This is a genomic window from Nonomuraea sp. NPDC003707 (assembly GCF_053587055.1).
Window position 1 is genome coordinate 89,770 of record NZ_JBSFNK010000002.1, and the last position, 19,627, is coordinate 109,396.

Sequence of the window (19,627 nt, forward strand, 5' to 3'; positions counted from 1 at the left end):
ATTTGCCAGGCTTCAGCACCCTGCCGGACCTCGCCCTGCGCACGCTCGGCGGCTCGGTCGTGGCGGCCAGCGACGAGTCGTTCGCCGAGAAGGAGAGCCTGATCCGGCCGGGACGGCCCGGCTTCCAGGCGGAGACGTTCGGGAGCAAGGGGCAGGTCTACGACGGGTGGGAGACCCGCCGCCGCCGCTCGCCCGGCCACGACTGGGCCCTGGTACGGCTCGGCGTCCCCGGCGTGATCCGCGGCGTGGTGATCGACACGGCCTGGTTCAAGGGCAACTACCCGCCCCACGCCCGCGTCGAGGCGGCCTCGGTCGAGGGCCACCCCTCCCCGGCCGAGCTCGAGGCCGCTGCGTGGACGGAGATCGTGCCCCGGGCCGAGCTCACCGGTGACAGCGAGCACCACTTCGCCGTCACCGACGAGCGCCGGTTCACCCACGTGCGGCTGAGCATCTTCCCCGACGGCGGCGTCGCCCGCCTCCGGGTGCACGGGGAGGCGCGGCCCGACCTGTCCGTGTACGACGGGCTCGGCCTCGACCTGGCCGCGCTCGCGAACGGCGCGCTGGTCACCGCCTGCTCCAACGAGTTCTACTCGGCCCCCAACAACGCCATCGCCCCCGGCCTGGCCCGCCACCAGGCGGAGGGCTGGGAGACCGCCCGCCGCCGCGGCGACGGGAACGACTGGCTGGTCATCCGGCTGGCCGGGCGCGGCGTGATCGGTCTGGCCGAGATCGACACCACGAACCTGCTGTTCAACGCGCCGGGCGCGGTCTCGCTGACGGGCCTGGACGGTGACCGGGAGGTGGAGCTCCTCCCGAGGAGCCGCCTGCAGCCCGACACCCCGCACCGCTTCCGCCTGGCCCACCCTGACCCGGTCACGCACGTACGGGTGGACATCTACCCGGACGGCGGCCTGGCCCGCGTCCGCCTCCACGGCCACCTCGCCACGCCCTGACCAACCCCAGGTCGTGGCGGCGGCCCAAGCCTCAGCGCCGCCTCACCCGTGCGACGGCTCTCTGCCGGCGGCGCGGGCGTTCCGGTGATCGCCCGTGCGTCGCCGAAGGGACCTCACTGCCAGAGGACGACCGTGGCCCCCTGCGGCCGCTCGCTGTTGGGCAACGGCCGCTGGAACTGGACCACCCCGCGGTTGCCCAGCCGCTGCACCCGCACCTTGAACCCCAGCGCCTCTAACTCCGCCTTGGCGTCCCTGACCTCTTTGCCGATCACCGCCGGCACCAGGGCGAACTGCTGGTCGTCGCGGGCCTCGTCGTCCCTGTCGCCGTTGAACCAGTCCCAGAAGTCCGTCTGGCACCGGGCCACCGTGACCATGACCTGCGCGCCCTTGTCCACCTCGGACTTCGCCTTGGGCGTCTGCGCGATGACCGTGCACGGCTCGGCGTCGTCGTCGACCTCGTTGACCTGCACCTGGAAGCCCAGACCGCCGAGATATTGGGCGGCCTCGTCCTTGGGCATGCTGTTGACGTCCGGCATCACCAGGCCGGCGCTGACGTAGATGTCGACCTTGGCGCCCTCCCGCACCTTCTCGCCGACCTGCGGCGAGGTGCGGATGACCTTGTCGCGCTCGACCTCCTGGTTGGCCAGCCGCTTGACGACGCCCACGGTCAGCCCGGCATCGGCGATCTTGGCCCGGGCCTGGTCGCCGGTCATGCCCTCGGTGTTGGGCACGGCGACGCGCTTGGGCCCGAGCGAGGGGACCAGCGTGATCGTGGTGCCCTTCTCCACCTCGGTGGCGGCCGCCGGGTCGGTGCTGAGGACCAGGCCCGCGGCCATCTTCTCGTTGTTGACGCCGTCGGCCTCCTGGACCTTGAAACCGGCCGCGGCGGCGCTGCTCTTGGCCAGCGCCAGGTTCTTGCCGACCAGGTCGGGGACGGAGACCATCTCGGGCTGCGCGAAGTACCAGCCGGTCAGTCCGACCGCGACCACCATCACCCCGGCCAGCAGCACCAGGAACCAGTTGGGCTTGAACCCCGCCCGCTGCCGCTGCGGCGGCACCTCCGCCCGCGGCTGGATCAAGGTGTGGGCGGGGGCGGGCTGGGGCATCGAGGCGGCGCCGGAGGCGTTGAACACCTGCGTCTGGGCGTGGGAGGTCGGCGGGTTGGTCAGGCGCGGCAGCATCCGGTGCGCGTCGACGGCGGCCACGAGCATCGCGGTCGCGTCGGCGGGGCGCTGGTCCGGCTCGCGGGCCGTCGCCTGGGTCACCAGCGTGTCGATCAGCGGCGGCACGTCGGGGAACACCGAGGACGGCGCGGGCACGGTGTCGTGGACGTGCCGGTAGGCCACCGACATGGGCGTCGCGCCGTCGTACGGCTGCTGGCCGGTGACCAGCTCGAACAGCATGATGCCCGCGGCGTAGACGTCGCTGCGCACGTCGGCGGCGCCGGTGGTGACCTGCTCGGGCGCCATGTAGCCGATGGTGCCGATCATCACGCCGGTGCGGGTCTGGTTGGTGGCCTCGATGGCCCGGGCCAGGCCGAAGTCGACGACCTTGACCCGGCCGTCGTCGGTCATCAGGACGTTTTCCGGCTTCACGTCGCGGTGGACCATCCCGGCCTGGTGGGCCGCGCCGAGGGCGGCGAGCACCGGGATCATGATCTCGAGCGCCTCGCGGGCGGGCAGCCTGCCGCGCTCGCGAAGGATGTCGCGCAGCGTCTTGCCGGGCACGTACTCCATCGACAGGTAGACGACGTCGTTGTCCGTGCCCTGGTCGAAGACGTGCACCACGTTGGGGTGTGAGAGGCGGGCAACCGACTTGGCCTCGCCGATGAACCTCCGCACGAACGCGGGGTCCTCGGCCAGTGAGCCGTGCATGACCTTCAGCGCCACCGTCCGGTCCAGGCGGACGTCCAGCGCGAGGTAGACGGTCGCCATACCGCCCCGGGCGATCCGGCTCTCGATGCGGTAGCGCCCATCGAGGAGCCGCCCGACCAGGGGGTCCGCAGTCGTCGTATCCACCCCGCTGAGTTTACGGGCGTTTTGCCACTGGGAGGGCCTCGCCGCCCGAAACCGATGCTGAGACGTTCCCGTTGGAACGTCCCAGCTCCCCACGCGTCCCTCGGGTCAGCGAGCCACCGTCACTCGGCCCGGGGGCCACCGGCACTCGGCGGAGGGGGCATCGGCACTCCGGTCAGGGAGTCATCGGTGAGGAGGCCTCGGCGTAGCGCCTGCGCGGGATGCGGCCCGCCAGCCGCGCCAGCCGTCCGGCCTCCACGGCCTGCTTCATGGCGACCGCCATGAGATCGGGCCGCTGGGCCCTGGTGACCGCCGTGGCCAGCATCACGGCGGCGCAGCCCAGCTCCATCGCCAGCGCGGCGTCGCTGGCCGTGCCGATGCCCGCGTCGAGCACCACCGGCACGGAAACGGCCTCCACGATCAGCTCGATGCTGTGCGGGTTGCGGATGCCGAGGCCCGAGCCGATCGGCCCGCCCAGCGGCATGACGGCCGAGCAGCCCGCCTGCTCCAGCCGCCGGGCCAGCGCCGGGTCGTCCCCGATGTACGGCAGCACCACGAACCCGTCGGCCACCAGCCGCTCGGCCGCGTCGAACGTCTCGATCGGGTCGGGCAGCAGGGTCCGCTCGTCGGAGATGACCTCGACCTTGATCCAGTTCGTGCCGAGGGCCTCCCTGGCCAGCCGCGCCGTCAGCACGGCCTCACCAGCCGTGAAGCAGCCCGCGGTGTTGGGGAGCACCTTGATGTCCCGCTTGCGCAGCACGTCCAGGACCGAGCCGCGGGCGTTCGGGTCGAGCCGCCGGATCGCCACCGTGGTCAGCTCGGTGCCGGACGCGGCCAGCGCCTGGTCGAGCACGTCCAGCGAGGGCGCGCCGCCGGTGCCCATGATGAGCCGGGAGGAGAAGCTCTCCCCGGCGATGATCAGATCATCCACCTTGCACCGCCGTCAGAACCTCCACCCGGTCACGGTCGCTGAGCGCCGTCGTCTCCCACGAGCTCCGCGTGACCACCTCGTCGTTGACGGCCACGGCCACTCCGGTGGTGGCCGTGGTCAATGTGCGTACGGCCTGCGCCACGGTCGTGCCGTCGGCCACCTCGTGCGAGGCCCCGTTGATCATCACAATCATGAAATATCCCGAAATCTCCCGGGCGAGCACATTGCCGCGAGCTCGCCCTCCTCGCCCAGCAGGATGTCCGCAGTGAGCGGCGCCAGGAGCACGCCGCCCCGGTGATGGCCGGTGGCCAGCGCCAGCCCAGGGGTGCCGCTCGGGCCGATGAGCGGCAGGTTGTCCGGCGTGCCCGGCCGCAGCCCGGCCACCACGTCGGAGACCTCCAGCTCGGTGATGCCCGGCACCAGCTCCCTGGCGTCGCGCAGCAGCTCGTAGAGCCCGCCCGCGGTCACCCTGGTGTCGAAGCCCATCTCCTCCTGCGTGGCCCCGACCACCAGCTCGCCGTCGCCCCGGGGGACGAGGTAGACCGGCGTGCCGTGCACGGTGCCGCGGACGCACCGGGTGAGCAGCGGCTGCGGCGAACGCAACCGCATGATCTGCCCCTTGACCGGCCGGACCGGCACCTCGGCCAGCCCGGCGCTCCACGCCCCGGCCGCCAGGATCACCCGCTCCGCCCGCAGCTCGGCTCGCCGGTCGTCGCCGCCGGACGGCTCCAGGCGTACCCCTGTGACCCGGCCGCCGTCGCGCAGCAGCTCGCCGACGCGCGCCCGTACGAGCTGGACTCCCCGCCGGTCGAGCGCGGCGAGCAGCGCCGCCGTCACGCGGCGCGGGTCCACCCAGGAGTCGCCGACGGCCAGCAGCCCGCCCCGCACCGAGGGGGCCAGCATGGGCTCCAGGCGGCGGCACTCGCGGCCGGTCAGCCGCCGGACGGGGAGCTCCAGCTTCTCCAGGTACGCGGCCAGCTCGTCCAGCGCGGCCAGGTCGTCCGCCCCGAACGCCACGTCGAGCGTTCCCTCGGAGCGCAGGTCCAGGGCCTCGGGGCCGGCCAGCCCCGCGTCGGCGGCCAGCTCGGCGGCGAAGGCGGGCCAGCGGCGTAGCGACGCCACACCGAGCCGCAGCAGCGGCACCTCCGTGTAGGTGACCTCGCTGACCGGCGCCAGCATCCCCGCGGCCGCGTGTGAGGCCCCCGAGGCGGGGGCCGGGTCCACCAGGGTGACGGGCCGCCCTTCGCGGGCAAGCCGCCAGGCCAGCGAGAGGCCGACGACCCCGCCGCCCACGATCACATCCATCCGCGCTCCCTTCGCCGGCATGATCCGGATCAGGTGTCTTGCGGTCGAAGGCCCGATGGCAGCCTTCCTCTCAGCCCGGTCACGGCCGGACTCCCGCGCGTCTTACGCCCCCAGCCTACGGCCTCGCTGCGACGCCCGGACACCGGCCCACGTTAGGGTCATGAACGTGAACGAAGTCGTGGTGGTGGGAGCGGGCCTGGCCGGAGTGCGCACCGTGGAGGCGCTGCGCGCACAGGGGTTCGGCGGGCGGATCACGCTGGTCGGCGAGGAACGGCATCGCCCCTACGACCGTCCACCCCTGTCCAAGGCCGTGCTGTTCGGCGACGCCGACACCAGCTACGTCGACACCGACCTGGCCTCGCTCGACGTGGTGTTCCAGCCGGGGGTCAGCGCCAAGGCGCTGCGCGAGGGGGTCGTGGAGACCACCGAGGGCGAGCTCGGCTACGACGGGCTGGTCATCGCCACCGGCGCCGAGCCGATCAGGCTGCCCGGCGACGGCCCGCAACATGTGCTGCGCACGCTCGACGACGCCCACGAGCTCAGGGCCATGCTCGTCCCCGGCGCCCGCGTCTCGATCATCGGCGCCGGCTGGATCGGCGCGGAGGTGGCCACCGCCGCCCGCCGCGCCGGGTGCGCGGTGACCGTGATCGAGGCCGGCCCGGCGCCGCTCGCGACGGCCGTCGGCGCCGAGATCGGGGCCCGCACCGAGCGCTGGTACGACGGCATCGACCTGCGGCTCGACACCATGGTCGACTCCGTGGACGAGGGCGGCGTGCGGCTGGTGGGCGGCGAGTTCGTGGACGCCCACGTGGTGGTCACGGGCATCGGCGTGCGCCCGGCCGTCGAATGGCTCACCGGCGCCGACATCGACCTCCACAACGGCGTCGTCGTGGACGAGCACCTGCGCGCCTCCCTCCCGAACACGGTCGCCGTCGGCGACTGCGCCGCCTGGTGGTCGCGCCGCTGGCAGACCAGGCTCAGGGTCGAGCACTGGGACACCGCGCTCAACGCCCCCGAGGTGGCCGCCGCGAGCTTGCTGGGCGAGGACGTCGCGTACGATCCCGTTCCGTACTTCTGGTCGGAACAGTTCGGGCACATGGTGCAATACGCCGGTCATCATTTGGCAGGCGAGCGCCTGATCTACCGGGGCGAGCCGGAGGGCAAGTGGTCGGCCGTCTGGCTCACGGCCGACGACGCCCTCGCCGCGGTGCTCGCCGTGGACCGGCCGCGAGACCTCGTACAGGGGCGCAGAATCATCGACGCGGGACACCGTCTCGACGCGGAACGCCTGGTAGATCCAGAAGTCTCTCTACGGGATTGTGTTGTTTGAGCAAGCACGGCATGTGGTAGTTGTGGTTTCGTGACGCTTTCTGTTGCACAGATCGACCGGGAGACCGACCAACTCGTCGACGAGTGGCTCACGCTCCCCGAAGTGGCCTCGCGCCTAGACCTTTCGATCGGGCGGGCCAAGCAACTCCTCAAGGACCACAAGCTGCTCGGCGTACGCCGGGGGGGCGGCGGGCCACAGGTGCCCGCTGTGTTCCTCGATGGAAAGGATGTGATGAAGGGCCTGCCCGGCACGCTGACCGTGTTGCTGGACGCCGGCTACGACGATGTCGAGTCGCTGCGCTGGCTCTTCACCCCTGACGAGTCCCTGCCCGGATCGCCCATCGAGGCGATCAAGGCCGGCCGTCATACTGAGGTCAAGCGGCGTGCCCAAGCCCTCGGTTTCTGAAGCCCGCCTCTATCTCTGCACCGACGGCCGCCGCGACCGCGGCGACCTGGCGGAGTTCCTCGACTCGGTGCTGGCCGGCGGCGTGGACATCATCCAGCTGCGGGAGAAGGGTCTGGAGGCCCGCGAAGAACTCGCGCTCCTCGAAGTCTTCCGCGACGCCTGCGACCGGCACGGCAAACTGCTGGCCGTCAACGACCGGGCGGACGTCGCCTACGCCGCCCGGTCCGACGTGCTCCACCTGGGGCAGGACGACCTTCCTGTGACGGTCGCGCGAGAGATACTCGGCGACGACATCGTCATCGGACGGTCCACCCACTCCGCGGCCGAGGCTTCCGCCGCGGCAGCGGAGCCGGGCGTCGACTACTTCTGCTGCGGCCCCATCTGGCCCACGCCCACCAAGCCCGGCCGCCCGGCCCCCGGCCCGCCGCTGCTCCGGCACGCGGCGGCGCTGGAGACCTCGCGGCCGTGGTTCGGGATCGGCGGCGTCGACCTCGCGAACCTGGACGAGGTGATGTCGTACGGCGTGCGCCGTGTGGTGGTCGTACGCGCGATCACGGACGCGGAGGACCCGGGCGCGGCGGCGGCGGAGTTCGCCAAGCGCCTGTCCTCCGCCTGGCCGACAAGCCCCTGACCGACAAGCCCCTGACCGACATGAGCCCCTGACCGACATGAGCCCCTGACCGCGGCGGCCACCTGACCACAGGAAGCCGCCCGGCCGTACGGGGCCCTGTGACCCGCGAGGCGCCCGCCACCACACGGGCGCCGCCGAGTCGGAGGCCGGGCCCAGGGTGGCGATCCCTGCCCAGGACAGGTCAGGTCAGGTCTTGCGGGAGGTGGCGGCGATGGCCAGCTCCGTCAGAGCCGCGCGCGCCTCCACCGTGATCGGCGCCTCGTCCAGCGCGGACAGCGCGTCCCCCAGATAGTCGCCGATCAGGTCCTCGCACTCCTGCAGCGCGCCCGTCTCGTCGATGATCTGCCGCAGCGTCTCCACCCCGTGCTCGTCCAGCCCGGGATCCCCCAGCAGCCGCCGGACGGTCTGCGCCGCACCCGGGGACGCGGCAGCCAGCGTGCGGGCCACGAGCATCGTCCGCTTGCCCTCCCGCAGGTCGTCTCCGGCGGGCTTGCCCGTCTGCGCCGGGTCGCCGAACACCCCCAGGATGTCGTCACGCAGCTGGAACGCGATCCCGACCCGCGTGCCGTAACCCGTGCACAGCTCGTCCATCCAGGGTGCGAGCTTGCCGCCGGCGAGCACCAGCCCGAGCCTGAGCGGCTGCTCCACCGAGTATTTGCCGCTCTTGAACAGCGCCACCCGCAGCGCCGACTCGAACGTGTTCTCGCCGTGCGCCTGCTCCAGCAGGTCGAGGTACTGGCCGCACATCAGCTCCGTACGCATGTGGTCGTGCACGGGCTGGGCCGCCGCCAGGGACTCGGGCGGCAGGCCGCTGGTGCGCCACATCTCGCCCGACCAGATCAGCAGCAGGTTGCCCAGCAGGATCGCCGCGCCCTCGCCGAACTGCTCCGCGGACCCGTACCAGGCGGACTTCTCGTGCAGCGCCTGGAACCGGCGGTGCGCGGACGGCATGCCCCTGCGCAGGTCGCTCTTGTCCATCACGTCGTCGTGCACCAGCGCGCTGGCCTGCAGCAGCTCCAGCGAGGCCGCCGCGGTGAAGATCGCGGGCACGTCCGTGCCGCCCGCGCCGCGCCAGCCCCAGTAGCAGAACGCCGGACGCAGCCGTTTGCCGCCGGCCAGCAACTCGTCGGCGGCTGTGCGCAGCGGCTCGAGCTCGGGGTCACCGGGGGCGGGCAGCTGTCGTTCGACGAACTCTCCGAGGGCACGCTCCACCTGTGTGCGGAGGGTGTTCATGCCAACGGCGTCAGTGGTCATGCCTTGAGACTAGTGGCCGCGTGCGGGGGAGCGGATGTGCAGGTGTCCCAATAGGGGCATCTGGGGTGGCGTGGACGGCGATGTGCCGCTCGTGCCGGTGACATGGCTGTGGCGGCAGGGGTGACACGGCCGTGACCTTGAGTCGGCGAGGTCCCTGTAACCTTGGCACATGGCGCTTGGTCGACCCTCCATCCTGCCCGATCGTGTTCCCACCGTCCGCGACATGCTCGCCGCCGGTGGCCGGTCGTTCTCCTTCGAGTTCTTCCCGCCGAAGACCGACGAGGGAGAGCGGCAGCTCTGGAAGGCGATCAGGGAGCTGGAGTCGCTGCGGCCGACGTTCGTGTCGGTGACCTATGGCGCGGGTGGTTCCACGCGTGACCGCACGGTCGACATCGTCGAGCGGATCGCCCACGACACGACGCTCACGCCCGTGGCGCACTTCACGGCGGTCAACCACTCGATCCGCGAGCTGCGTCACCTGGTGGGGCGCTTCGCCGACGCCGGGGTGCGCAACATCCTGGCCGTCCGCGGCGACCCCCCTGGCGACCCGACGGCCGAGTGGCTGCAGCACCCCGAAGGCGTCCTCTACGCCGAGGAGCTGGTGCGGCTGATCAGGCAGGCGGGCGACTTCTGCGTCGGCGTCGCCGCCTTCCCGTACAAGCACCCGCGCTCGCCGTCCATCGAGAGCGACACCGAGTTCTTCGTGCGCAAGTGCGAGGCGGGGGCCGACTACGCGATCACGCAGATGTTCTTCCGCGCGGACGACTACCTGCGGCTGCGCGACCGGGTGGCGGCCAGGGGGTGCGACACGCCGATCATCCCGTGCATCATGCCGGTGACGCAGATGAGCACGATCGCGCGCTCGGAGCAGCTGTCGGGAGCGCCGTTCCCGGCGGAGGTGGCGGCCCGCTTCGAGGAGGTCGCCGACGACCCGGCGGCGGTGCGGCGGCTGGGCATCGAGCACGGGGCCGAGCTGTGCCGGCGGCTGCTCGACGAGGGCGCGCCGGGCATCCACTTCATCACCTTCAACCGCTCCAGCGCGTCGCGCGAGGTCTTCCAACGCCTCGACGCGGTGCCCCTTTCCGCCTGAAAACCTGTCGTTCTTTACGGCGGAGCACGGGCGGCGCCACCCGCCGCCCGTGGCCTCCAGGAAGACGCCCGCTGACCCGCACGTGGCCGCCCGCCGCACGCATTGCGCCGGAGAGGGGTTGTGCGGACCTGGGCCGCACGCCGGGTGGGAGGCGCGCTGGGCGGAGTCGGACTCCGGGTGGGGGAGGCGCGCTGGGGTTGGGCGCGTCGCTTCGCGTTCCGCCGGCCGTCGTTCCGTGACCGCGCCGTGGGACCGGGCCCGATCCCGTCGCTCGCAGCGCTGGGTCCAGAGGGCGTCACCTCGTAGCGCTGGGTCCACGGGACCGTTGCCCTGTGGCTTTACCGGGTCGTCGCCCGCACGGCTGGGTCCAGGGGCCGTCGCCTCGTGGTGCCGGTCCACCCGGGTCGTCGCCCGCCGTGCCGAGACCGTCGGTCGTCGGTTGCCGTGGGGTTCGCCGGGGTGGTGAGTGCGGTGGGAGGGAAGAGGCCCGTCACCCGCCCGCAGGGGGACCGGGCGGGTGACGGGCAGGGGGCAGTAGACGGTTAGTAAAGGGGTGACTACCTTGCGTAATGGATGGTGCCCCAAGTGGTCGGCAGACAAACCCAATGGTCACGGGTTCGTCAGGGACGTGATCCTCACGTCAAGGGCAGGGGGCGGCCCATGATGGCGTAGTCCTCGTAGCCGCCCGGGAAGATGAACCTCGTGAGCAGGTCCGTGAAGCCCATGCTGGCGTAGAGGTGGCGGGCGGCCGTGGGCTGGTCGTGGGTGGACAGGACGGCCGAGCGCTCGGGGCGGCCCGCGCAGAGGGTGCGGATCATGGCGCGGCCGATGCCCTTGCTCTGGAAGTCCGGGTGGACGTGGATCTCGGCCAGTTCCAGCGTGTAGCCGAGCCAGGCGTTGGCGGCCTCCTGGCCGATCCGGTCCGTCAGGGCGCGGAAGACCACGTCGTGCCACCACTGTCCGGGGGTGCCGCGGAAGCCGTAGGCGAAGCCGACGGTGAGGGGGGTGGAAAGGGACGGATCGCGCAATTCTGCGAAATAACACTGAAAATGGGGATAAGTCGCGTGATTTCGCATGATGGTTTTGCGGCCGTTGATCTGGTCCGCGGGCGGGTTCATGGCAGCCGCGTAGACGTCGATCACCGTGTCCAGCCGCTCGACGAACTCGGCCGGCCCCGCCCCGCGAAACTCGATCACCCGTCGCACACTACTCGACGTCCACCGCCGTGCCGCCGGTGATCCGCACGAGCTCGTCAAACGTCGTCGGGAACACGGTCAGCGGATGCCCCCCGGCCGCCCACACCACCTCGTGCTTGCTCAGCCAGTTGTCCACCAGGGTCCGCACGGGTGCCGGATGCCCGACCGGGGCCACGCCGCCGATGGGCTGGCCGGTCGCCGCCCTCACGAACTCCGGCGTCGCCCGGCGTACCTTCCCGACCCCCGCGGTGCGGGCGATCAGCTCCACGTCCACGCGGTGCGCCCCGCTGGTCAGCACGAGCAGCGGCGCGCCGTCCGCGTCGAAGATCAGGCTGTTGGCGATGGCCCCGACCTCGCACCCGACCTGGGCCGCGGCGGTCGCCGCCGTGGGCGCCTTCTCGGGCAGGACGATGACCTCGCCGTCCGCCCCCAGTTCGCGCAGGGTGGATTGAACGACGACCGCGTTGGACGGCAACTTCTCAGACATGGACACACTCTAAACAGGTTGACCGCTTCATTACCGATTCATGATGAGTGGTATAAGGTCAACTGATCGTTTGCTCATGGTATGCGAGGTGGTACTGGTGGGGGCTCGACGGCTGCCCGGAGTGGCTGCTCTCCTGACGGCGGGCGCCGTCGCACTCTCGGGCTGCGGCGCGCATGGATTGCATCGTTCGACGGCGTCCATGAGGACGACGCCCCCGACCGCCACACATACCTCCGCGGGAGCCCGATCCGGTCCCGCCGCCATCACCCCCGCCACGGTCACCGCGCCGGGCAAGACGCTCAGGCTCGGCGCCAAGGGCAAGTCCGTCCAGTGGCTGCAGAGGCGCCTGGCCCAGCTCGGCTACCGCCCCGGCAGGGCCGACGGCCGGTACGGGGGCGCGACGCTGGCGGCCGTGTGGGCGTTCCAGAAGGTGAACGGCATCAAGCCGACCAGCACCGTCGCCAGGCGCACGTGGGACGCCCTGGAGACCCCCAGGTCGCCGCAGGTCCTGGTCAAGAACGGCAAGCCGACCCGCGCCGAGGTCAACCTCACCAAGCAGATCATGGTCCTGTACGTGGACGGCGAGGTGAAGCTGATCACCCACGTGTCCTCCGGCAGCGGCGTCCCCTATTGCGAGACCGCCGCGTGGCAGGGTAAGCAGCAGCGGTTCTGCGGCTCGGCCACCACGCCGACGGGCGACTACGCGACGACGTGGCGCGCTCGCGGCTGGCACAAGTCGTATCTGGGGCAGCTCTACAACCCGATCTTCTTCAACGGCGGCATCGCCTTCCACGGCGCGCTGTCGGTGCCGCTGTATCCGGCTTCGCACGGGTGTGTGCGCATGCCGATGAACGTGGCCGAGGTCCTGCCCGGGATGCTGGGCAAGGGCGTTCCGGTGCACGTCCGGGGCAGGTTCAAGCGGCTCTGAGACGCGCGTTCTGAGCACGCCCGCCGCGCCGCCGGCGGCATAACGCCCGCATAACCAGAAGCGGTGACGGGCCCGTTATGCCACTTTTGCTGGACTCCCTCCTGACTTTCTTGGGGGGAGAGCATGACGACTGCGTTCATGACGCCGGCGCCCGTTCACACGACGGCGCGGCATACGGGACGGGCCCGCCTGTGGTGGCTGCTGGCGGCCGGGTGGGTCGCCCACGTGGCGTTACGGCTGTGGCTGTACCGGTATCACACGGGACCGGTGGCGAACCCGGACGAGACCGGATATCTCCTCGCCGCCCGCTGGCTGGCCGGCGGACCGGGCGCCGACCTCACCGGCTCGACCTTCTACCAGGGCGGCTATCCGCTGCTGCTGGTCCCGGTCTTCTGGCTGACCTCCGACCCCGTCCTGGCGTACCGGCTGGTGGCCGGGGTGGGGTCGATGGCGGCGGCGAGCGCGTACCCGCTGGCGTACCTGCTGCTGCGGCGGATGGGCCTGGGCAGGCGGGCGGCGCTGATCACGGCGTTCGTCGCGGCGCTGTCGCCGGCGCTGGTGGTGTTCTCCGGGCTGGCACTGACCGACGCGATCCTGCCCGTGCTCGTCCTGGCCTGGCTGGTGGCGCTGCACGACCTGGTCGCGTACGGGTCGGCGCGGGCCGGGGCGGTGGCGGGCGCGCTGGCGGCGTTCGCGATGGCGGCCCATCTGCGGGGGACCGTGGTCCTGGCGGTGTGCGTCCTGGTCGTCGTGGTGGTGTGGGTCCGCAAAAGGGTGGTGGTGCCGGGCCGCGGCAGGGCGGTGGGCCCGGCGGATGCGGCGGGGCCGGCGAGGGCGGTGGGTCCGGCGGTCGCGGCGCTGGTGAGCGCCGTCGTGGTCGCGGTGGCGGGCAAGGCGCTCAACGGGGCGCTGAGCGCCGCGCTGTATCCGGGCGGGCCCCGCGACCTGTCGGGGCTGCTGGTGTCCAGGCTCACGAGCCTCGAAGGCCAGGCGTGGGCGCTGTCGGGGGCGGTCGGGCAGCTCTGGTACCTCGTCGCCGGCACCTGGGGACTCGCGGGCGTCGGCCTGGCGGGCGCGGCGGCCACACTGGTACGGCGGTCCGCGCCGTACGCGCACCGCGTCCTGGCGGGCACGCTGCTGCTGACGACCCTGGGCATCGCGTACGCCTCCTCGGCCGCCCTCCCGGACGAGCACCGCGTCGGCAACTACGTCTACGGGCGCTACCTGGCCTGCGTCGCCGTGGCCTGGACGCTCGCCGGCCTGATCGTCCTGATCAAGGGCGGGCGCCTGGCCGTGGTGCGGCACGCGCTGGCCGCCGCCGGGCTGATGGCGGTGACCGGCGGGGTGGCCGCCTGGTACGCGGGGGACCGGCTGGAGCGGTACGCGTTCATCGCGTTCGACTTCCCCGAAGTGATCTTTCTCACGGGTGAGAACGACGCGCTGAACCTGGTCGAGGCCTCCGTGCCCGCCCTGATCCTGCTGGCCTGCCTGACCGGGGCGGCCTTCCTGACCGCGCGCCGGGCCAGGCTGCTGCTGGTGGTGGGCGTGCTGGCGCTGACCGACATCGCGTTCACGGCCGGGCAGGCGCCCGCCCGGCCGTCGGGCGGCGTGGACTGGCTGCCCGCGCCGCCTCCCGGACGCGTGGCGGTGGACCGGCGGGTGCGGTGGAACATCTGGGTGCCGCTGTCGTACCGGGTGTCGTGGACCCGGATCGAGTTCTACAACGGCCGGCCCCCGGCGGGCGCGTGCACGGCCGTGGTCCCGTACGGGACGGCTCCGCCGCCGGGCTGGGCCGCCACCGGACGCGGCGGCGCCCAGATGGGCTGGACGACCTGGTCGAACGACGGCTGCCGCTGAGCCCTCAGGCCCGGGCGCCCGCGGCCCGCCTGCCTTCAGGCTCGGGCGCTTGCGGCCCGCCTGCCCTGCGCGGTCGCCATCGCCACCCCCGCGGCCTGTGCCAGCCCGGCCGCCACCAGGATGAGTACGGTGGCCGACTGCCACCCGGGAAGGCCGCCGGCGAAGTCAGGGGTGTCGTAGAGCCCCGCCAGTGCCCTGGTGGGGTTGACCAGCGCGACGAGGATCGCGAGGGCGTACGGGACGATCAGGACGCCCGACAGCACGAGCAGCGGCGTGCGGCCCCGGCCGCCCCGCCGCAGGAGCACGCCGATGACGGCGTACACCACTCCCAGGACCCCCACGACCACGGCGGTGGCCAGGACCAGCCGCCAGGAGTCCCTGCCCAGCCCCGTCATCCCGTCGGCGGCGAGCCGGCCGCCCGCCCACTCCGGGCCCGCGATCTGCGCCTTGACGGCCGCCTCGATGGCCACGTGGTTGACCCCCGCGTACGCCGCCGCCAGGACCGGCCCCAGCGCCGGCAGGACGAAATCGATCAGCCACCTCTTGCCCGCCATCCGCCCCCCTCTCCGCTCCGGACAGCTTCTCAGAAAGCGGGCATCCGGAGCTATCCGAGGGAGCGCAGGCCGGCGAGCGTGATCTCGGCCGCCCGGCGCGCCGTGCTCGACATCTGCTCCGCGGACAGGTCGTGGCCGAGGTCGGCGACGATCGCCAGCTTCACCGCCCCGAACATCGCGCCCACCGCGGCGGCCGCCTCCACGGGGTCCAGCTCGGGGTAGGCCTCCCGCAGCGCCCGGGCCAGCGTGGTCTGGCTCTCGAGCAGCATCACCAGCGCCCGCGCCCGCAGCGTGGGCTCCTTGAGCACGAGCCGGATCCGCAGCTCCGCGTCCTCGAACGTGAGCTCCTCGTACGTGGTCAGCCACGTCAGGCTCTCCTCCACGATCCGCAGGAGGACGTCGCCCGGCGACTCGCCGGGAGCCCTGTCGGCCATCGCCGCGGCGGCCAGCTCCATCTTGCGGGCGGAGTCGTAGAAGACCACGTCCTCCTTGCTCGCGAAGTAGCTGAAGAACGTGCGCGTCGACACGTCGGCCTCCGCGGCGATCTCGGCCAGTGTGGTCTCGTCGAAGCCCTTCTCGTCGAACAACCGGAGCGCGGCCTCGACCAGTGCCCGGCGCGTGCGCTGCTTCTTGCGCTCCCGCAGTCCCACGCCGCCGTTATCCACCATGACGGAACTATACTGCATGCATATATGATTTTCATGCATTGAAACTTTGCAATGAATGAGGTTTTCTGGAGGTGAAGCTCGGAAAGGAGCCGAAACATGTCCGACGTGACGTTTCCCACCGACCGGCAGCGCCCGTTCGATCCGCCCGACGAAGCCACTGAGCTGCGAGAACGGGCGAACATGCACCGTATGACCTTCGCCGACGGCCACCGGGGCTGGCTGGTGACCGGCTACTCCGCCGCCCGCGCGGTGCTCGCGCACCCGCGCTTCAGCAACCGCTCAGAGCTCGCGCACCCGCCGATCGAGGGTTCTCTGCTCCGGATGAGGATGCAGAAGGACGCGAAGACGCCGCCCGGGTTCTTCCTGCGCATGGACGAGCCCGAGCACGCGCGCTTCCGCAGGCTGCTGACCGGCCAGTTCACCGTGCGCAGGATGAAGATGCTCGAACCCAGGGTCGAGGAGATCGCCAACGCCTGCCTGGACGACATGGCCGCCGCCGGCGGGCCCGTGGACCTCGTCGAGAAGTTCGCGCTGCCGATCCCGTCGCTGGTGATCTGCGAGCTGCTCGGGGTGCCGTACGAGGATCGCGGGCAGTTCCAGGAGGACACCAAGCTCCTGGTCAACCTGGAGTCCAAGGCCGAGGACGCGATGGCCGCGCTCGGCCGGATCACGGCGTTCATGTACGGGCTCGTGCAGCGCAAGCGCAAGGAGCCGGCCGACGACCTGATCAGCGGGCTCATCGAGGGCGGGGAGCTGAACGACGAGGAGCTCGCCGGGGTGTCCCTGCTGCTGCTGGTGGCCGGGCACGAGACGACCGCCAACATGCTGGGGCTCGGCACGTACGCCCTGCTCACGAACCCCGCGCAGCTCGCCGCCATGCGTGACGACCCGTCGGTGGTGGAGAACGGGGTCGAGGAGCTGCTGCGCTACCTCACGATCATCCACCTCGGCCCGATGCGCACCGCGCTGGAGGACGTCGAGATCGAGGGCAACCTCATCAAGGCGGGCGAGTGCGTGGCGCTCCACCTGCCCACCGTCAACCGCGACTCGTCCCGCTTCCCCGACGGTGACCGGCTCGACGTCGCCAGGCCCGCGGGCGGGCACCTGACCTTCGGCCACGGCATCCACCAGTGCCTGGGGCAGCAGCTCGCCCGCATCGAGATGCGCATCGGGTACCCTGCGCTGCTGCGCCGCTTCCCAGGTCTACGCTTGGCCGTAACACCCGAGGAGGTGCCGATGCGCTCGGACATGAGCATCTATGGAGTGCACCGCCTCCCAGTCACTTGGTAGGTCACCATGGAAATCAAGGCAGATACGACGGTGTGCATCGGGGCGGGCATGTGCGCGCTGACGGTGCCGGAAGTGTTCGACCAGAGCGAGGACGAGGGCACGGTGGTGCTCCTGCAGAAGGTGCCTCCCGCGGAGCTGGAGGACGGCGTCCGTCGCGCCGTGACCCTCTGCCCGTCGGGCGCCATCTCGGTCGTCTGACGACCGTCCTTTCGTCCTCCTGAACCACCCGGCCGTCGCCGCAAGCTCCCCGCGGCGACGGCTTTTTCGCACCCTCGGACTCATGCTGCTCGAACCTATGTTCGTGGAATCAGTTGACACCGAACGTGATCGAAATTATGTTCGACGTAGTGACGGTGGGGCTCGCGGCTCAACGTCACCAGGACCTGGTCGCGGGCTGTTCGCTTCCCCAAGCGTTCCCCCGCGGCCAGGCTCCATGGGCGAAGGGCACGTCCTCGTCGTCGGCGGAGACGAGTGGGCGTGCCCTGGCCGGACGGGGAGTGGGGAAGCTCCACGTCCGGCCAGCCCGGTGGAAATGTCGGTGGGGTCTGCGATTGTTGGCACCACCGGCGGAGACGCCGGCGGCCGCCCACGACTCCAAGGAGGCGCGCAAGATGGCACCACGGCCTAGAGAAACGCCCGGGCCCCGGCTGTCGCCTGCGGTTCGGGCACACTTGACCGATTCTCGTTCCTGCCTGGCGGAGGCGACCGGCGCTCGCACTCCGGCATCCCGATACGTGGCCGCCCACCTGGCAGCTCTTCGGGCGGCGGCGGCGATCCTGGCCGCCCGTCCCCGTCCCATGGAAGGCCGCAGGCGCCGCCTGCGGAGCGCCTGGGAGTTGCTGCCCGAGGCAGAGCCGCGCCTGGCCGAGTGGGCCGCCTACTTCTCGGTGAGCGCCGCCAAGCGCGCCGCCGCCGAGGCGGGCATGGTCAGCCGGGTCAGCGCGGCCGACGCCGACGAGCTCCTGGCCGAGGCGGAGACGTTCGTCTCCACGGTGGAGGACCTGCTCGGCATGCCGGCCCAGCCCCAACTGCCGGTCAACGTCCCGCTGGCAGGCTGACCCTCCGACGTCCCTTCACCGGGCTGATCTCACCTTCGTGGTCCGGGTGGACGTTCCCCGTCGCCGGGCTGATCCCAGCCTGGATACGCCGGGCTGATCCCAGCGCCGGGCTGACCGCGGCGTCTGGGGCGCGCCGGGTTCCGAGGTCGCTGCACCGCGCTCGAACGCGGCTTTCGCGCCACCGGTCGCCGATGATGTGGCCCCGGTGGATCCCGGTGGATGTCCCTTGGCGGCCCATCGGCCCTTGCCGCGCCGTGACGCGGCCGACCGCCGACGAGCTTCCGGCCGAGCCGCAGACGCGCGCCTGCGCGGTGTGTCCGCCCGACCCAGCCCTGACAGGCGTCTCTTGATAGCCGACCTCGGCCCGTCGTGTCCCAGTGGGTGCCCCAGCAGGCGGACCTCAGCCCGGCAGGTCTCTCCGCGAGTGGACCTCAGCCCGGTGGGTGGCCCCTCCGCGAGTGGACCTCGGTTCGGCGGGTGGTCTCTTTGCGAGTGGACCTCAGTTCGCCCGTCCGCCCCTTTGGCGGGCCGGCCTCGGTTCGCCCCGCCCTGGCGGTCGTGCTGGAGCGGGGCTTCCGTGCGGCTGAGCGCCGATGTGACGCCCCTTGACCGGGACGTACGTCGGCGCACACCACCGATCCCGCTCGCTCGGTGGTGCTCCAGCGTGGACCCCCACACGCCAGTAAGCGCTTTCCGGGACGGCCGCCCTGTGCGGGGGCGGAATGTGTCCACGGTGGCGCGAAACCAGGCTCCATGCCGCTCGGAAAGCGCGGCGGGCCAGGGAAGAGCGCTCGATGCCGGGTGGCTCGCCGGCCGGGTGGCGGTGGCGAGCCCTCAGGCGCGCGAGGCGGCCTCAGAGCGGGGTGAGACGGCCTCGGAGGGAGGGGGCGACCTCAGGGGAGAGGGACAGCCTCAGAACGACTCGACGGCGCGGCGGGCCTCGGCGTCGAGAACGCCCCAGCTGATCAGCTCCTCGGTCAGCTCACTGGGCGACTTGTCGTAGATCACGGCAAGCGAGCGCAGGTCCTCCTGGCGGATCGACAGCACCTTGCCGTTGTAGTCACCGCGCTGGCTCTGGATGGTGGCGGCGTAGCGGGCGAGTGCCCCCGCCTTCTCCTTCGGCAGCGTGGCCAGGCGCTCCAGGTCGATCACAAGCTTGGGTGTCGGTCCGAGCGGGCTGGGCGCGGCTCCGCCCGGCAGCAGCTCGGATACGGGCACCCCGTAGAAGTCGGCAAGCTCGGCAAGCTTCTGTACGGTCACCGCACGGTCGCCACGCTCGTACGAGCCCACGACCACGGCTTTCCACCTGCCACGCGACTTTTCCTCGACTCCATGCAGGGACAGGCCCTGCTGGGTGCGTATGGCGCGGAGTCGTGCGCCCAGCGACTTTGCGTACTCAGACGGCATTGTGTGGCCCCCGGTCTTGTATGTATCGCTCTCAGTAGATTGTGCTCCCTTGCGGCGTATGCCCTAGCCACCGGGGGGTCTGGTGCCAAGCCCGGCACCATCGGTAGCCATGGCCCCAGGTTTACCCCAGAACGCCGCGAGGTGTGGTTACGCACAGTGACGGTAAAGGGGCGGACGCCTGAGGTCAAGCTGATTGGAAAAAAGATGCCGAATCCGATCCGGTAGGGATCGCCGCAATCGCCCCTCATGTCCCGGTGGTAACGCTACT

General features: G+C 71.5%; 20 protein-coding genes and 1 riboswitch. Of the genes, 10 read left to right on the forward strand and 10 right to left on the reverse strand.

Translation table 11 applies throughout. The features are described 5' to 3' along the window. Positions 1-2 precede the first annotated feature (2 nt). Positions 3-953 carry an allantoicase gene (gene alc, locus ACWDRB_RS04425; protein ID WP_449891836.1) on the forward strand — a complete coding sequence of 317 codons (951 nt, stop codon included), beginning with the start codon at positions 3-5 and terminating at the stop codon, positions 951-953. Between the two features lie 113 nt (positions 954-1,066). Here the strand turns inward: alc and pknB are convergent, their stop codons facing one another. The 4 genes from pknB to thiO form a co-directional block, all read right to left on the reverse strand. After that, a complete protein-coding gene (pknB, locus tag ACWDRB_RS04430) occupies positions 1,067-2,971 on the reverse strand; it encodes a Stk1 family PASTA domain-containing Ser/Thr kinase (protein WP_449891837.1) in 1,905 nt (634 codons plus the stop codon). Positions 2,972-3,143: 172 nt separating this feature from the next. Then, positions 3,144-3,899: a thiazole synthase gene (locus ACWDRB_RS04435; RefSeq protein WP_350729052.1), complete on the reverse strand. Its 756-nt coding sequence runs from the start codon at positions 3,897-3,899 to the stop codon at positions 3,144-3,146. Beyond that, on the reverse strand, positions 3,892-4,092 hold the full coding sequence (gene thiS, locus ACWDRB_RS04440; RefSeq protein WP_350729053.1) for a sulfur carrier protein ThiS: 201 nt from the start codon (positions 4,090-4,092) through the stop codon (positions 3,892-3,894). The genes ACWDRB_RS04435 and thiS overlap by 8 nt, the downstream gene beginning before the upstream one ends. Further along, complete coding sequence (thiO, locus tag ACWDRB_RS04445) at positions 4,089-5,204, reverse strand: glycine oxidase ThiO (protein ID WP_449891838.1); 1,116 nt, start codon at positions 5,202-5,204, stop codon at positions 4,089-4,091. The genes thiS and thiO overlap by 4 nt, the downstream gene beginning before the upstream one ends. Beyond that, positions 5,194-5,311: riboswitch (TPP riboswitch) on the reverse strand. (Overlaps the previous gene by 11 nt.) A gap of 53 nt (positions 5,312-5,364) precedes the next feature. Between thiO and ACWDRB_RS04450 the strand changes: the two genes are divergently transcribed. The 3 genes from ACWDRB_RS04450 to thiE are packed head-to-tail and all read left to right on the forward strand — an operon-like array spanning position 5,365 to position 7,570. Next, on the forward strand, positions 5,365-6,534 hold the full coding sequence (locus tag ACWDRB_RS04450) for an NAD(P)/FAD-dependent oxidoreductase (RefSeq protein ID WP_449891839.1): 1,170 nt from the start codon (positions 5,365-5,367) through the stop codon (positions 6,532-6,534). A 30-nt stretch (positions 6,535-6,564) separates the two neighbouring features. Next, positions 6,565-6,939 carry an Rv2175c family DNA-binding protein gene (locus tag ACWDRB_RS04455; RefSeq protein ID WP_357705314.1) on the forward strand — a complete coding sequence of 125 codons (375 nt, stop codon included), beginning with the start codon at positions 6,565-6,567 and terminating at the stop codon, positions 6,937-6,939. Continuing rightward, positions 6,917-7,570, forward strand: a complete 654-nt coding sequence (gene thiE / locus ACWDRB_RS04460) for a thiamine phosphate synthase (RefSeq protein ID WP_449891840.1) — start codon at positions 6,917-6,919, stop codon at positions 7,568-7,570. Before ACWDRB_RS04455 ends, thiE begins: the two co-directional genes overlap by 23 nt. A gap of 186 nt (positions 7,571-7,756) precedes the next feature. Here thiE and ACWDRB_RS04465 read toward each other — a convergent pair whose 3' ends face one another. Further along, the gene (locus tag ACWDRB_RS04465) at positions 7,757-8,824 is read right to left on the reverse strand and encodes a polyprenyl synthetase family protein (RefSeq protein ID WP_397365997.1); all 1,068 of its coding nucleotides are present in this window, start codon (positions 8,822-8,824) and stop codon (positions 7,757-7,759) included. Positions 8,825-8,993: 169 nt separating this feature from the next. Between ACWDRB_RS04465 and metF the strand changes: the two genes are divergently transcribed. Then, positions 8,994-9,914, forward strand: coding sequence for a methylenetetrahydrofolate reductase [NAD(P)H] (metF, locus tag ACWDRB_RS04470; RefSeq protein WP_363963605.1), 921 nt, complete (start codon positions 8,994-8,996; stop codon positions 9,912-9,914). A 635-nt stretch (positions 9,915-10,549) separates the two neighbouring features. Here metF and ACWDRB_RS04475 read toward each other — a convergent pair. Both ACWDRB_RS04475 and ACWDRB_RS04480 read right to left on the reverse strand, forming a co-directional pair. Next, a complete protein-coding gene (locus tag ACWDRB_RS04475; RefSeq protein WP_449891841.1) occupies positions 10,550-11,110 on the reverse strand; it encodes a GNAT family N-acetyltransferase in 561 nt (186 codons plus the stop codon). Between the two features lie 10 nt (positions 11,111-11,120). Next, positions 11,121-11,597, reverse strand: coding sequence for a YbaK/EbsC family protein (locus tag ACWDRB_RS04480; RefSeq protein WP_449891842.1), 477 nt, complete (start codon positions 11,595-11,597; stop codon positions 11,121-11,123). A gap of 199 nt (positions 11,598-11,796) precedes the next feature. Here ACWDRB_RS04480 and ACWDRB_RS04485 point away from each other — a divergent pair, with 199 nt between their 5' ends. Together ACWDRB_RS04485 and ACWDRB_RS04490 are read left to right on the forward strand one after the other, a co-directional pair. After that, complete coding sequence (locus tag ACWDRB_RS04485) at positions 11,797-12,525, forward strand: L,D-transpeptidase family protein (RefSeq protein WP_449891843.1); 729 nt, start codon at positions 11,797-11,799, stop codon at positions 12,523-12,525. 123 nt (positions 12,526-12,648) lie between these two features. After that, complete coding sequence (locus ACWDRB_RS04490) at positions 12,649-14,382, forward strand: hypothetical protein (RefSeq protein ID WP_449891844.1); 1,734 nt, start codon at positions 12,649-12,651, stop codon at positions 14,380-14,382. 35 nt (positions 14,383-14,417) lie between these two features. Here the strand turns inward: ACWDRB_RS04490 and ACWDRB_RS04495 are convergent, their stop codons facing one another. Together ACWDRB_RS04495 and ACWDRB_RS04500 are read right to left on the reverse strand one after the other, a co-directional pair. Next, positions 14,418-14,936 carry a hypothetical protein gene (locus ACWDRB_RS04495; RefSeq protein ID WP_449891845.1) on the reverse strand — a complete coding sequence of 173 codons (519 nt, stop codon included), beginning with the start codon at positions 14,934-14,936 and terminating at the stop codon, positions 14,418-14,420. A gap of 50 nt (positions 14,937-14,986) precedes the next feature. Then, the gene (locus ACWDRB_RS04500) at positions 14,987-15,604 is read right to left on the reverse strand and encodes a TetR/AcrR family transcriptional regulator (RefSeq protein ID WP_363963615.1); all 618 of its coding nucleotides are present in this window, start codon (positions 15,602-15,604) and stop codon (positions 14,987-14,989) included. 96 nt (positions 15,605-15,700) lie between these two features. On the opposite strand from ACWDRB_RS04500, the gene ACWDRB_RS04505 reads away from it, so the two are divergent. From ACWDRB_RS04505 to ACWDRB_RS04515, 3 genes are all read left to right on the forward strand, one after another. Beyond that, complete coding sequence (locus tag ACWDRB_RS04505) at positions 15,701-16,894, forward strand: cytochrome P450 (RefSeq protein WP_350729073.1); 1,194 nt, start codon at positions 15,701-15,703, stop codon at positions 16,892-16,894. 6 nt (positions 16,895-16,900) lie between these two features. Next, positions 16,901-17,092, forward strand: coding sequence for a ferredoxin (locus ACWDRB_RS04510; RefSeq protein WP_185072964.1), 192 nt, complete (start codon positions 16,901-16,903; stop codon positions 17,090-17,092). Between the two features lie 473 nt (positions 17,093-17,565). After that, the gene (locus tag ACWDRB_RS04515; RefSeq protein WP_350729075.1) at positions 17,566-17,952 is read left to right on the forward strand and encodes an SAV_6107 family HEPN domain-containing protein; all 387 of its coding nucleotides are present in this window, start codon (positions 17,566-17,568) and stop codon (positions 17,950-17,952) included. Positions 17,953-18,864: 912 nt separating this feature from the next. Here the strand turns inward: ACWDRB_RS04515 and bldD are convergent. Continuing rightward, positions 18,865-19,359: a transcriptional regulator BldD gene (gene bldD, locus ACWDRB_RS04520; protein ID WP_026214021.1), complete on the reverse strand. Its 495-nt coding sequence runs from the start codon at positions 19,357-19,359 to the stop codon at positions 18,865-18,867. Between the last annotated feature and the right edge of the window lie 268 nt (positions 19,360-19,627).

Bases quoted from the DNA above. Each gene is read 5' to 3' on its own strand.
- ACWDRB_RS04450 (WP_449891839.1), top strand. From the start codon at position 5,365: ATGAACGTGAACGAAGTCGTGGTGGTGGGAGCGGGCCTGGCCGGAGTG.
- ACWDRB_RS04490 (WP_449891844.1), top strand. From the start codon at position 12,649: ATGACGACTGCGTTCATGACGCCGGCGCCCGTTCACACGACGGCGCGG.
- ACWDRB_RS04505 (WP_350729073.1), top strand. From the start codon at position 15,701: ATGTCCGACGTGACGTTTCCCACCGACCGGCAGCGCCCGTTCGATCCG.
- ACWDRB_RS04465 (WP_397365997.1), bottom strand. From the start codon at position 8,824: ATGACCACTGACGCCGTTGGCATGAACACCCTCCGCACACAGGTGGAG.
- bldD (WP_026214021.1), bottom strand. From the start codon at position 19,359: ATGCCGTCTGAGTACGCAAAGTCGCTGGGCGCACGACTCCGCGCCATA.
- thiO (WP_449891838.1), bottom strand. From the start codon at position 5,204: ATGGATGTGATCGTGGGCGGCGGGGTCGTCGGCCTCTCGCTGGCCTGG.
- ACWDRB_RS04485 (WP_449891843.1), top strand. From the start codon at position 11,797: ATGAGGACGACGCCCCCGACCGCCACACATACCTCCGCGGGAGCCCGA.
- ACWDRB_RS04480 (WP_449891842.1), bottom strand. From the start codon at position 11,597: ATGTCTGAGAAGTTGCCGTCCAACGCGGTCGTCGTTCAATCCACCCTG.
- ACWDRB_RS04495 (WP_449891845.1), bottom strand. From the start codon at position 14,936: ATGGCGGGCAAGAGGTGGCTGATCGATTTCGTCCTGCCGGCGCTGGGG.
- thiS (WP_350729053.1), bottom strand. From the start codon at position 4,092: ATGATTGTGATGATCAACGGGGCCTCGCACGAGGTGGCCGACGGCACG.
- ACWDRB_RS04500 (WP_363963615.1), bottom strand. From the start codon at position 15,604: ATGGTGGATAACGGCGGCGTGGGACTGCGGGAGCGCAAGAAGCAGCGC.
- ACWDRB_RS04510 (WP_185072964.1), top strand. From the start codon at position 16,901: ATGGAAATCAAGGCAGATACGACGGTGTGCATCGGGGCGGGCATGTGC.
- metF (WP_363963605.1), top strand. From the start codon at position 8,994: ATGGCGCTTGGTCGACCCTCCATCCTGCCCGATCGTGTTCCCACCGTC.